Source organism: Flavobacterium sp. MMS24-S5 (assembly GCF_050320125.1).
In the GTDB taxonomy this organism is placed as follows: Bacteria; Bacteroidota; Bacteroidia; order Flavobacteriales; family Flavobacteriaceae; genus Flavobacterium; species Flavobacterium tyrosinilyticum.
This window is the reverse complement of the sequence record NZ_CP190016.1, coordinates 3,266,990-3,279,442: the sequence shown is the minus strand read 5'-3', so window position 1 is coordinate 3,279,442 and position 12,453 is coordinate 3,266,990. Positions and strand designations below refer to the sequence as shown.

General features: G+C 33.2%; 10 protein-coding genes and 2 pseudogenes. 6 read left to right on the top strand and 6 right to left on the bottom strand.

Features of this window, described 5'->3' with window-relative positions; all coding sequences use genetic code 11:
- The first annotated feature begins 75 nt into the window (after nucleotides 1-75).
- The 6 genes and pseudogenes from purH to rodA all read left to right on the top strand — a co-directional run bounded on the left by purH (nucleotide 76) and on the right by rodA (nucleotide 7,350).
- The gene (gene purH / locus ACPWTF_RS15200; protein WP_320493422.1) at nucleotides 76-1,602 is read left to right on the top strand and encodes a bifunctional phosphoribosylaminoimidazolecarboxamide formyltransferase/IMP cyclohydrolase; all 1,527 of its coding nucleotides are present in this window, start codon (nucleotides 76-78) and stop codon (nucleotides 1,600-1,602) included.
- Between the two features lie 56 nt (nucleotides 1,603-1,658).
- Nucleotides 1,659-2,688: pseudogene (locus ACPWTF_RS15195) on the top strand (rod shape-determining protein).
- Nucleotides 2,689-2,799: 111 nt separating this feature from the next.
- On the top strand, nucleotides 2,800-3,630 hold the full coding sequence (gene mreC / locus ACPWTF_RS15190; RefSeq protein WP_095928102.1) for a rod shape-determining protein MreC: 831 nt from the start codon (nucleotides 2,800-2,802) through the stop codon (nucleotides 3,628-3,630).
- On the top strand, nucleotides 3,623-4,129 hold the full coding sequence (locus tag ACPWTF_RS15185; RefSeq protein WP_095928103.1) for a rod shape-determining protein MreD: 507 nt from the start codon (nucleotides 3,623-3,625) through the stop codon (nucleotides 4,127-4,129). The genes mreC and ACPWTF_RS15185 overlap by 8 nt, the downstream gene beginning before the upstream one ends.
- Nucleotides 4,126-6,099, top strand: coding sequence for a penicillin-binding protein 2 (gene mrdA / locus ACPWTF_RS15180; protein ID WP_427871918.1), 1,974 nt, complete (start codon nucleotides 4,126-4,128; stop codon nucleotides 6,097-6,099). Before ACPWTF_RS15185 ends, mrdA begins: the two co-directional genes overlap by 4 nt.
- Before the next feature lie 15 nt (nucleotides 6,100-6,114).
- Nucleotides 6,115-7,350 carry a rod shape-determining protein RodA gene (rodA, locus tag ACPWTF_RS15175; RefSeq protein ID WP_250834285.1) on the top strand — a complete coding sequence of 412 codons (1,236 nt, stop codon included), beginning with the start codon at nucleotides 6,115-6,117 and terminating at the stop codon, nucleotides 7,348-7,350.
- A 275-nt stretch (nucleotides 7,351-7,625) separates the two neighbouring features.
- Here the strand turns inward: rodA and ACPWTF_RS15170 are convergent, their stop codons facing one another.
- The 6 genes and pseudogenes from ACPWTF_RS15170 to xrtF all read right to left on the bottom strand — a co-directional run bounded on the left by ACPWTF_RS15170 (nucleotide 7,626) and on the right by xrtF (nucleotide 12,399).
- Complete coding sequence (locus ACPWTF_RS15170; RefSeq protein ID WP_250834286.1) at nucleotides 7,626-8,306, bottom strand: DedA family protein; 681 nt, start codon at nucleotides 8,304-8,306, stop codon at nucleotides 7,626-7,628.
- Nucleotides 8,307-8,440: 134 nt separating this feature from the next.
- The gene (locus ACPWTF_RS15165) at nucleotides 8,441-8,782 is read right to left on the bottom strand and encodes a heavy-metal-associated domain-containing protein (RefSeq protein WP_379794695.1); all 342 of its coding nucleotides are present in this window, start codon (nucleotides 8,780-8,782) and stop codon (nucleotides 8,441-8,443) included.
- 73 nt (nucleotides 8,783-8,855) lie between these two features.
- Nucleotides 8,856-10,863: pseudogene (locus ACPWTF_RS15160) on the bottom strand (TonB-dependent receptor plug domain-containing protein).
- Nucleotides 10,864-10,981: 118 nt separating this feature from the next.
- Nucleotides 10,982-11,380 (bottom strand): HYC_CC_PP family protein, encoded by a 399-nt coding sequence (locus tag ACPWTF_RS15155; protein ID WP_198854669.1) that lies wholly within the window; start codon nucleotides 11,378-11,380, stop codon nucleotides 10,982-10,984.
- 46 nt (nucleotides 11,381-11,426) lie between these two features.
- Nucleotides 11,427-11,873, bottom strand: a complete 447-nt coding sequence (locus tag ACPWTF_RS15150) for an exosortase F system-associated membrane protein (RefSeq protein WP_427871914.1) — start codon at nucleotides 11,871-11,873, stop codon at nucleotides 11,427-11,429.
- On the bottom strand, nucleotides 11,863-12,399 hold the full coding sequence (xrtF, locus tag ACPWTF_RS15145) for an exosortase family protein XrtF (protein ID WP_427871912.1): 537 nt from the start codon (nucleotides 12,397-12,399) through the stop codon (nucleotides 11,863-11,865). Before xrtF ends, ACPWTF_RS15150 begins: the two co-directional genes overlap by 11 nt.
- Between the last annotated feature and the right edge of the window lie 54 nt (nucleotides 12,400-12,453).

Sequence of the window (12,453 nt, the reverse complement as noted above, 5' to 3'; positions counted from 1 at the left end):
ATTTTGTTACACTAATTTTCTTTAATATAATATATAAAAAAACTACTTTTGCAGTCTCAAAATCATAACTACACAATGAGCACAACAAAAAAAATACAATCGGCATTAATTTCTGTTTTTTCTAAAGATGGATTAGAACCAATTGTTAGAAAATTACACGAACAAAATGTAACACTTTATTCAACTGGAGGAACTGAAGATTTTATCAAAAACCTTGGTATTCCAGTCGTTCCTGTTGAAGATATCACTTCTTTCCCTGAAATTCTTGGCGGAAGAGTAAAAACTTTACACCCAAAGATTTTTGGCGGAATCTTGAATCGTCAAGATAATGAAAGCGACGTGCAGCAAATGAAGGAATTTGATATTCCTCAAATCGATTTAGTAATTGTTGATTTATATCCTTTTGAAAAAACAGTTGCTTCTGGTGCTAGCGAACAAGATATTATTGAGAAAATTGATATTGGTGGTATTTCATTAATTCGTGCAGGTGCAAAAAACTTTAAAGACACTGTAATTGTAGCTTCTGTTAACGAATACAGCTTGCTTCTAGATTTGATTACCGAGCAAGATGGAGCAACAACTTTGGAAAACAGAAGATTGTTGGCTACTAAAGCATTCCACGTTTCCTCTCACTACGATGGCGCTATTTTTAATTATTTCAACACAGACGAGACTATCTACAAAGAAAGCATTGCAAATGGTCAAGTTTTAAGATACGGTGAAAACCCTCACCAAAAAGGATTCTTCTTTGGAGATTTTGATGCAATGTTCAACAAGCTTCACGGAAAAGAATTATCATACAACAATTTACTTGATGTTGATGCTGCAGTAAATTTAATTGCTGAATTTAAAACTGACGGACCAACGTTCGCCATTTTAAAACACAACAATGCTTGCGGATTGGCTTCAAGAAAAACAATCAGCGAAGCTTATTTAGCCGCTTTAGCTTGTGATCCTACTTCTGCTTTTGGAGGAGTGTTAATTTCTAACACAAAAATTGATTTAGAAACTGCACAGGAAATCAACAAATTATTCTGCGAGGTTGTAATCGCTCCTGCATATGATGATGAGGCAGTTACAGTTTTACAAGAGAAGAAAAACAGAATTATATTAGTTCAAAATGAAGTTGAATTACCAGCTCGTCAAGTAAGAACTTGTCTTAATGGTTTGTTAATTCAGGACAGAAATAATATTACGGATAATAAAGAGCATTTAAAAACCGTTACAATTACAGAACCTACTGCTCAAGAGATCGAAGATTTGATCTTTGCTTCTAAAATCTGCAAGAATACAAAATCAAACACTATTGTATTTGCTAAGAACGGAACATTGATTTCATCAGGTACAGGTCAGACTTCAAGAGTTGACGCTTTAATTCAAGCTGTTGACAAAGCAAAAGCTTTTGGATTTGATTTAAATGGAGCTTCGATGGCAAGTGATGCATTTTTCCCATTTCCGGATTGTGTAGAATTAGCCAAAAAAGCAGGAATAACTGCTGTAATTCAGCCAGGAGGTTCAATTAAAGACGAATTAAGTATAAATTATTGCAATGAAAATAATCTTGCAATGGTATTTACAGGAACTCGTCATTTTAAACATTAATTTGTTTAACTTTGTTCGATAAATAATTTATAACATTTTAAACCCCTAAAAAACTTATGGGATTTTTTGATTTCATGACCGAGGATATTGCGATAGACCTTGGAACCGCAAACACTTTAATCATTCATAATGATAAAGTTGTCATTGATAGTCCATCTATCGTTGCACGTGATAGAGTATCAGGCAAAATCATTGCTGTTGGTAAGGAAGCCAATATGATGCAAGGTAAAACACATGAAAACATCAAAACTATAAGGCCTTTGAAAGATGGTGTAATCGCTGATTTTGATGCTTCGGAAAAAATGATCAATATGTTCATTAAAAGTATTCCTGCATTGAAAAAAAGAATGTTTACTCCAGCTTTACGTATGGTTGTATGTATTCCTTCTGGTATTACTGAAGTGGAGATGAGAGCGGTGAAGGAATCTTGTGAGAGAGTAAACGGAAAAGAAGTTTACTTGATTCATGAGCCAATGGCAGCGGCAATTGGTATTGGTATAGACATTATGCAACCAAAAGGTAACATGATTGTAGATATCGGAGGTGGTACAACAGAAATTGCTGTTATCGCTTTAGGCGGAATTGTTTGTGACAAATCTGTAAAAATTGCAGGTGACGTTTTCACAAACGACATCGTTTATTACATGCGTACACAGCACAACCTTTTTGTAGGAGAAAGTACTGCAGAAAAAATTAAAATTCAAATTGGAGCGGCTATTGAAGATTTAGATGGCTCAGCCAGAAGATATGTCAGTTCAAGGTAGAGATTTACTTACTGGTAAACCAAAACAAGTAGATGTTTCTTACCGTGAAATTGCAAAAGCATTAGACAAATCTATTCAGCGTATTGAAGATGCGGTAATGGAAACATTATCTCAGACTCCGCCAGAATTAGCAGCAGATATCTACAACACTGGTATCTATTTAGCTGGTGGTGGATCGATGCTAAGAGGTCTTGACAAACGTATTTCTCAAAAAACAGACTTACCGGTTTATATTGCCGAAGATCCTTTAAGAGCAGTTGTACGAGGAACAGGAATGGCTCTTAAAAACATCGCTAAATTTAAAAGTATCTTAATCAAATAAGATTCAAAATAACAATCAATTTACTTTTATAAGGGTCAGATTTTTAATATTTGACCCTTGTAAAAACTGAAACCTTTAAGCATATCCTGAAACAAAATAACCAGACAAGAAATGCAGCAAATATTTAATTTCATTATAAGAAACAGTAATCGATTGCTGTTTTTGCTGCTTTTAGGTATTTCGTTGACGCTCACAATTCAATCGCATTCTTACCACAGAAGCAGAGTAATCAGTTCAGCTAATTTTTTAAGCGGAGGTGTTTATGAAAGAATTAATCGTGTAAACGAATATTTGAATTTAAGAGCCGAAAATGATGAACTTGTATTAGAGAATGCAAGGTTAAAAAGTCTTTTGTTCAATAAAGAAGACACTACCAAAGCACCATTGCCAGATAGCATTAAAGGTGTAAAACCTGCAGATATTGTGGTATCAAAAGTAATTCATAATACATACAACACACACGAAAACTATATCACTTTAAACTCTGGAAGCAAAGAAGGAGTTAAGCCAGATATGGGAGTTATAAACAGTTTAGGTATTATTGGAGTAGTAGACAATACTTCTGCCAACTATTCTACAGTAGTGAGCATTTTGAACATGAAGTCGCATATTAATGCTAAAATCAAAAAATCTAACCACTTTGGTTCTTTAACTTGGGATGGTAAAAGTACAGGATTTGTTCAGCTAGAGGATGTGCCAAGATTAGCATCAATTAGAAAAGGTGACACCATTGTTACCGGAGGACAATCTGTAATTTTCCCTGAAGGAATTAATATCGGAACTGTAGACGTTATATACAAAAAAGAGAACACAAGCTTTTATGTTATAAAAGTTAAACTATTTAACGATATGACAAACTTGGGTCATGTATATGTCATCAAAAGTAAAGACAGAGAAGAACTTATTAACTTAGAAAACAAAAACAAAGAAAAAAATGAATAGCGCTCTGTTAGTCAATATTTTTCGATTTATTATGTTACTGGCAGTTCAGATTGTTATTTTCAACAATATGAATTTCTTAGGATATATAAGTCCTTTTCCGTATATCTTGTATATCATTCTATACCCTGTAAACAGCAATAAAGCAGGATTAATAATTTCTAGTTTTTTACTTGGACTTACAATGGATATGTTCTGTAATTCTGGAGGTATACATGCCACTGCATGTGTTATATTAGCGTATTATAGACCCTATATTTTTAAATTTTCTTTTGGTCTGAGTTATGAATATCAAACTATTAAACTAAACGAATCTTTAACACCAGAACGATTTTCATTTATACTGGTTTCGGTTTTAATGCATCATATTGTATTATTTGTCTTAGAAGCATTTCAATTCAAATTCATCTGGGACATTTTGCTCCGAACCTTATTTAGTTCGATCTTTACTATAATCACCTCAATAATAATAATTTATCTTATTAAGCCCAATAAACGATGAGAAAAGTCTTGCTGCCCACTATAATTATTATTGCAGCGTCTTTGCTAGTGATTAGGATTTTTTACCTGCAAATTATTGATGATTCTTTTAAATTGAAATCGGAAAATAATGCGATAAAAAAAGTATACGACTATCCTGAAAGAGGTTATATTTATGATCGTAACGGAAAACTTCTTGTTGCGAATCAGGCTTCTTATGACATCATGGTTATTCCAAGAGATGTAAAAAAAGATTTAAATATTGCCGAATTTTGCGCTCTTCTAAATATTACTGAAGAAGAATATCATAAACGCGTCGAAAAGGCAAAAGTATATAGCCCTAGACTTCCTTCTGTTTTCTTATCGCAGCTAAACAAAAATGAATTTGCTGCTTTTCAGGAAAAAATCAGAAAATATGATGGTTTTTATTTCCAAAAAAGATCACTTCGTGATTATGAAGTAGATTATGGTGCAAATATTTTTGGTTTTATTACACAGGTTAACGAAAAACAGATTGAAAAAAATCCTTATTACAATAGTGGAGATTTAATTGGAAAACAAGGTGTAGAACAAAGTTATGAAGAAATTTTACGCGGAATAAAAGGTGTAAAATATATTCAAAAAGACAAATACAACCGAGAAATTGGTGCTTATAAAGAAGGAAAATACGACACCATCGCCGTAGCTGGAGAAGATATTAATTTAACTATTGATGCTGAACTTCAAAAATATGGCGAGGAATTGATGATCAATAAGCGAGGAGGAATTGTTGCCCTTGAGCCTAAATCTGGAGAAATTCTAGCGTTGGTTACTGCACCTTCCTACGATCCAGGTATTTTGGTAGGCCGCCAAAGATCTAAAAATTATACGCTTTTATATAACGATTCTATTTCAAAACCATTATACGACAGAGGACTTTTAGCAGAGTACCCTCCAGGTTCTCCATTCAAAATCCTAACTGGTTTAGTTGCGCTTCAAGAAGGTGTAGTAAATGAGCAGACCACTTTTATGTGTCATCACGGATTTAGTTATGGTGGAGGCCGATTCATGAAGTGTCACGGTTTTGGTCCGCATCAATTGCATAACGGAATTTACAATTCTTGCAACACTTATTTTGGACAAGCCTATATGCTGACCATCAATAAGTATAAAGATCCTGGCCAAGCAGTTGATGTCTGGAGCGGTCACATAAAAAGTTTTGGTTTAGGACAATTTATGGGATATGATTTACCTATTGGAAAACGAGGAAATATCCCAACTTCTAAAACCTACAAAAGAATTTATCCTAATGGAGGATGGAGAAGCTCAACTATTGTATCGAATGCAATTGGTCAGGGAGAGGTTTTAATGACGCCTATTCAGCTAGCCAACATGATGGCTACTGTAGCAAATCAGGGGTATTACTACACTCCTCATATCATTAAAAAAATTGAAGGAGAGAAAATAGACGAAAAGTTCACCACGAAACACGTGACTACGATTGATCAAAAATATTTCCCGCCAGTTATCAGCGGACTGTTTGATGTTTACAACAAAGGTACCGCTTACAGCTTAAGAGTAGAAGGAATCGATATTTGCGGAAAAACAGGTACTGCCGAGAACTTTGCCAAAATAAACGGCAAAAGAACACAGCTTAAAGACCACTCTATATTTGTTGCTTTTGCACCAAAAGACAATCCAAAAATTGCTATTGCGGTTATGATTGAAAATGGAGGTTTTGGAGCAACAGTTGCGGGTCCGATAGCGAGTTTAATGATTGAAAAATATCTAAGAAAGAAAATTACAAGAACGGATCTAGAAATAAGAGTACTAAACAAAAGCTTACTTTCAGAATATGCTAAATTAGGAGGAATAAGTGAGGCTCTTAAAATTGAATCTGTTCCTAAAGATTCTGTTTTACAAGCTAAAATTGTAAAGCCAAAAGCACCAGTTACAACGGCACCAAAAACTGAAGTTAAAAAAACAGCAGTAGACACAACTAAGAAAAACTAAGAAAGATTATTTCAAATGAAAAATCAAAGTGTAAAAAATAATATTGATTGGATAAGTGTCTTTATCTACATTGCGCTGGTAACTTTAGGTTGGCTTAATATTTACTCGTCTTCCTTATTATCAACAGATGGTACTTATCAAAAACAGCTGATTTTTATTTGCTGTACAATTCCTTTGATATTTGTTGTGCTTTTTGTTGATGGTAAATTCTATGAAAAATATGCCAGTATCATATTTGGAGTTTCTTTATTATCTCTTGCTGGATTGTTTCTCTTCGGAAAAACAATTGCTGGACAGCGATGTTGGTACGCTATCGGAAGCTTTACTTTGCAGCCTTCTGAGTTTGCAAAAGCCGCAACATCATTGGCTTTGGCTAAATATTTAAGCGACACACAGATCAACTTAAAAGAAACGAATAGACAAATTCAGGCTTTGGCCATAATGCTATTACCTGTACTACTTATTCTACCACAGCCAGATCCTGGAAGTGCCTTAATTTATAGTGCTTTTATTCTTGTTCTGTATCGAGAAGGCTTACCTTCTTGGTATGTTTGGACAGCATTTATAACGATTATTCTCTTTGTTCTGACTTTGGTTTTAGAACCATACGCCGTTATCGCAATGGCTTTTGTCGTTTTGGCGATCATACATTTTAAAGGCAGAGCAGTAGATCGAAATATTATTTTAAGCGGTATCTTATTAGTTTTAATTTCAGGATTTGTTTTCTCTGTAGATTATGTTTTTGATAATGTTTTTAAACAGCATCACAGAGACCGTTTCAATATTTTACTTGGTAAAACTGTAGATATGAAAGGGATTGGATACAATACCAATCAGTCTGAAATTGCAATTGGTTCTGGTGGATGGATTGGAAAAGGTTTCCTAGAAGGAACACAAACCAAAGGAGGATTTGTTCCTGAGCAACATACCGATTATATTTTTACAACTGTTGGTGAAGAATGGGGATTTGCAGGTTCTTTTGTCGTTATTTTACTTTTCGTTAGTTTATTGCTTAGAGTAATTTATTTGGCAGAAAGACAGAAGACAAAGTTTAGCCGAGTCTATGGCTATTGCGTCGCCGCAATTCTATTTATACACTTCTTTGTAAATATCGCGATGGTAATTGGAATTTTCCCTACAATTGGTGTTCCTCTGCCGTTCTTTTCATACGGAGGCTCTGGACTCTGGGGATTTACCATTTTGCTGTTTATTTTCCTTAAAATGGATGCAAATAAAGTGAATGAATGGTAAGTATTTAAAATATTCAATTTTTAAATGCCAAATTCCAATTAGAAATTACTTGTATACAACTATAATAATTTAATTCAAAAGCTGTTATTATGTTTTAAAAACTAATTACAGCTTTTTTTGATTTTACATTTACGCTATTAACTTCGATTTTATCTGCTAACTAATTATACCGCATATAACAGCATACCATATCATGAAAACATCGATAATAACTTTACCAACAAGCAAAAAAAATCCGAAGCTTAAGGCTTCGGATTTTTTTATTTTCTTTAAGATTATATTTGTTCCTTTGGTGTCTTTTTAAATAGTTTAACTAGAACAGGGAAAGTTGAGATTATAACGATAATGATAATAATATATTCAATGTGTTTCTTTAAATCTATGCCTTGTTTCAGGAAAATGCCATATAAATAATGTCCTGCGAAAATTAAAATAAACGACCAAAGGAAAGAACTCAAGATATTGTAAAACATAAACTTCTTTCTATCCATCGATACAATACCCGCAACAATTGGAGCAAAGGTTCTGAAAATTGGAAGGAAACGTGCGTAAATAATTGCTTTTCCACCATATTTTTCAAAGAAATCTTTTGACTGCAACAGATATTTCTTCTTGAACCAGAATGTATCTTCTTTTTTAAATAAATAATAACCGCTTTTTGCGCCAAACCAATAACCAGTCATATTACCTAAAACTCCCATTATAGCAACTGAAGTAGCAAGCAGAAAGACATTTATAAAATCATTTGGAATAGAGGCAACATTCTCAACTAGATCACGGCTGTAAATACCTGCCAAAAAAAGCAAACTATCTCCAGGCAGAAAAAAACCTGCAAAAAGTCCTGTTTCGGCGAAAACGATAAACAGAACAATAAATAACCCAATCTGAAAACCGCCAACGCTTAAAGTAATATAAAATTCAGGGTTTAGTAACTGGGTCCATTCAAAATTATTCATAAAAGGGGAATTGGTTATCTTATAAGTTCGTGAAAGTAACAATAATTTAGCTTAACCACAATAAAATACGGTATTTTAAACATAAATTAACTATTAAAAAAAGCCCAAACTATTTGTCTGGGCTTTACTTCACATTATTCTCTTACATACTTGCAACAGCTATGCAAGTTATCATAATCTTCAGTTGTCGCTTTAACTTCCTTAGTATCATGACCTGCCTTTGCAATCGCCTTGTTTAAATCTGAAGGAGAACATTTTTCTTCATTTAAAATAACCGAAAGCTGATGAGAGCTTACATCCCAACTTGCAGTTTTCACACCTGGAACTCCGTAAGCCGCTTTTTCAATTCGTTTCTTGCATTGTTCGCAGTTACCATTTACTTCTGTTGCATATTTTAAGTTCTTATTTTTCTTCGTTTGAGCCTGAGCCGACAAACCTAAAAAAACCATCATTGCGATTAAAACTATCTTATTCATTGTATTTATTTTTATTGTTATTAAAATTGACTTTTGAAATTGTTATTGATATTGATTTTTGATATTGAAATTGTTATTTAATTTTAAATCTTAATCCTGCATAATACATCTGTCCAAAAATTGGAGCGTATGCGATCGATGCATCAAAATTAGGTCCGAAAAGGATCGTTTGCTCCTAAAATTGCTTTTTGCTGCTTGTAATTTCCAATATTCTCCCCTCCTACATATACCTCAAAGACCGATGAAAAAACACGAGTTACTTGAGCATTCATCACCCCATAAGCTGGTGAAAAATCAGGAAATTGATCTTCTGCAGGATTTGTTGCCGTATAAGGCAATTGCTGTTTTCCTGACCAATTATACGTAAAGTCAAACCTCCATTGTTTATCATTATTCATCGTTGTTTCGTATTCTAAATTTCCTAAGAAACGATGATTAGCCTGAAGCGGACGCTGGAATGTCCCTCTTAAATAATCGGTTTGAATGTCGTAATATTTGTAAGCTGTTCTCAAATTTAAGTTATGAATCAATTCATAATTAAACTCTACTTGAAGGCTGTTTGCAAAAGAACTTCCTTTCAAATCATAAAACAAAACTTGTTGCGGGCTTTGCATCACATCTACAACAGCTTGATTTTGGAAATCGGTGCGGTAAAAATCAAAACCTGCATCGGCATTTTTATTGAAAAGACGGAATTTCTGCGAGAAACTTACACCATAATTCCAAGCAATCTCTGGATTTAAACCGTAAACTTTTCCACTAGAATCTAAAATCGAAAATGTTCTTGAACTTGCAAAAAGCTGCTGATTCTCGGCAAAAATATTGGCAGAACGTTTCCCTCTTCCCGCAGAAAAACGAACTACTCCATTTTTCCAAGGATTATATCTCATGTGCAATCTTGGAGTAACAAAAAAACCTAATCGATTATGGTTATCTACTCTTCCTCCTAAAATCAAACTGAAATTGTCTGTATTATCGTAAGTATACTCAAAGAAAGCGCCAACAGAATTATCAATTCTGCCCACATCTGTTAAGTTGACAAACTCCTGATATTGATCGTAAGTAAAATTCAGACCAGTAGTAAACTTGTGCATGGTGTTATTGATAATCGAATTGAAAATCAAATTAGAATAAAAACTATTTTGTTTGATATCGTATTGATTTAAACCATAATAAGAATCTTGTTTATGACTATTAAAAGCGTTTTGAAAACCGATACTTTGATAAGGCATATCTTTAAACACATATCCAATTTTTGTTGAAACATCAAAACGTTCTGTATTAATTTCAGATCCCCAATGGTTAGTTGTGCCACGATCGCGATCTTTATCAAAATCAACTTCTCCTGTTTGTTTTTTATCATTCATATATCTGAAATTGATAAAACTAACCAAACCGCTTTCCGGATCATAATATTGGTAACGGTTTAAAACATTGATTTGTTTTCCTAACGGATTATCTAAAAAACCATCATTGTTCATGTCGTTTTTGGCTACACGGGCATTTCCATGAACAAACAAACTTGTTGCCCATTTATCTGATAATTTTTTATTGAAATGAGTATTCAATTCAAAACGAGAATCGGTTGAACCATAAGCATTCAAGAAAAACGGAATATCGTTTAAAGGTTTTAAAAGCTCCGTATTGATTTGACCTGAAATACTTTCGTATCCATTTATAACACTTCCCGCTCCCTTGGTAATCTGAACACTTTCGATCCAAGTTCCAGGAGTAAATGACAATCCGTAAGCTTGAGAAGCTCCTCGAACAGAAGGAATATTCTCTTCTGTAATCATTAAGTAAGGACTCGTCAATCCAAGCATTTTAATTTGCTTAGTTCCTGTTAAAGCATCAGAAAAATTGACATCGATTGATGGATTGGTTTCAAAGCTTTCTGCCAAATTACAACAAGCCGCTTTAAGCAGTTCTTTACTAGTAATTACAGAGGTATTGGCTGTTAAGGTATAGGATTTTTTAATTCCTTTTTGCTTTTTAGTGATTTTTACCTCTTCTAGATCTTCTTGCGAAAACACAGATACAGAAAGCAAAAACGCTACAAAAAGCATTATATTTTTTTGCATAAAAAATGATTTTAATGTTGAAATAGAATTACATTATTGCATTCTGCGCAAAGCAAAAGCAATTAAAATGTAAATACGAAGTCTTAATCAAGACTTGTAGTGCATCTTAACATTAAAATCAGGAATAGAAAATATACTGATGGTATAATTTAAATAAGGGGGGCGCATTCGCGTCAGCATAATACGAAAGAACTTCTTTCTTTTTAAAATTTGGAATTTCTAAAAAGACAAGAGGTTTGTAATCTTGTATAACTGCTGGGAAAGCAAATTGAAAAAAGAAGAATTTGATTGTTGCATCATCTGATTTCTTTTCGAAATGAACAACTTTGTCTTTACAACAAGAGTTCTTTTTCTCTTTAGAACCGCAGCATTTCTTTTCAACAACAGGTTCTGCAGTAGTCTTTAATGAAACCGAAGCAATTTCTCCGCCACAATAGTGCACATCAAAAGCAAACCCAATATTGGAAACCAATAAAAGGAACGCCAAAAACAGACCTGTACACTTTTTCAAATTCATACTGCAAAGCTATTCAAAAACTGTTGATAAAAAACTAAATGAATTGTTATTTTTTAGATTTCTGAAGCTGATAGTAAAATCCAGGAATAAACAATAACACCAAAATTGGTTGAACTATAAATCTTCTCACATAAAAAAGAAGCCAACTGCCATCTGGAAAAAAATTAAGTATTATATAAAATAAACTCAATAGCACAACCAAAAAGGAGGCATAAACAAATGAGCTAAACTTAAAAATATCACGATCTTGAAATAAGACATAAATCAGTAAAAGTGACAAAGCAGAGTTTAGAAAATAACGAAGAAAAAGCGACCCGAAAAATTTTAGAGTTTCTACTTCTGGATAAGGACTCGAATGGAAATCGGCTTCAAAGTATCTCAGAAAAGGATCATAAAACAAATTTCTTTCAAATGTCCTAATCAAAGCAAAACCTATTATCACAACAATTGCTGTAAAGATTTTAAATTTATTCTCTTTTAAATTATTTAGCATATTTTGAAAATCTATTAATCCAGAAAACCCATAAAACAAAAACATATCCGTAAATCACTAAAGGAAAGAAAGTACCATGTAAAAATCGGGTATATTGAGGAAAATTATATACAAGGATAATCAAAATCGCAATTCTTAGAACATTTAATAGGTATATAGATATAAGTCCAAAAAGTATAAACAGTACTGTTTTTTTTAAACTTCTCGAAAAGGCAGCTACAAACGACACAAAAAGTATCATTACGCTAACAGCATTACACCCCTCTGTTATACGCGCTATGAATTTGCCACTTAAAATAATCTCCTGCCACGGATTTTGTGAACTTTTCTGAATTATGATATCATAATTAAAAAGCTTTAGCAATTGTTCTGCATTTTGCCCGGCTATCATTGTCGCACCATCAAGTTCCTCGGCTTGATAGCCATTTAAATAAAACTTATACAGCAGTGTAAGGACAATATAGGTAAGAAAAAAGACGCTTACAAAAATTAAGAATGGCTTAAACTGGACTAAATATTTTTTCAAGAGATTTTTTTTTCAAATTTATGTATTTTTTGAGTTCAGCTTTAAATACTTTTG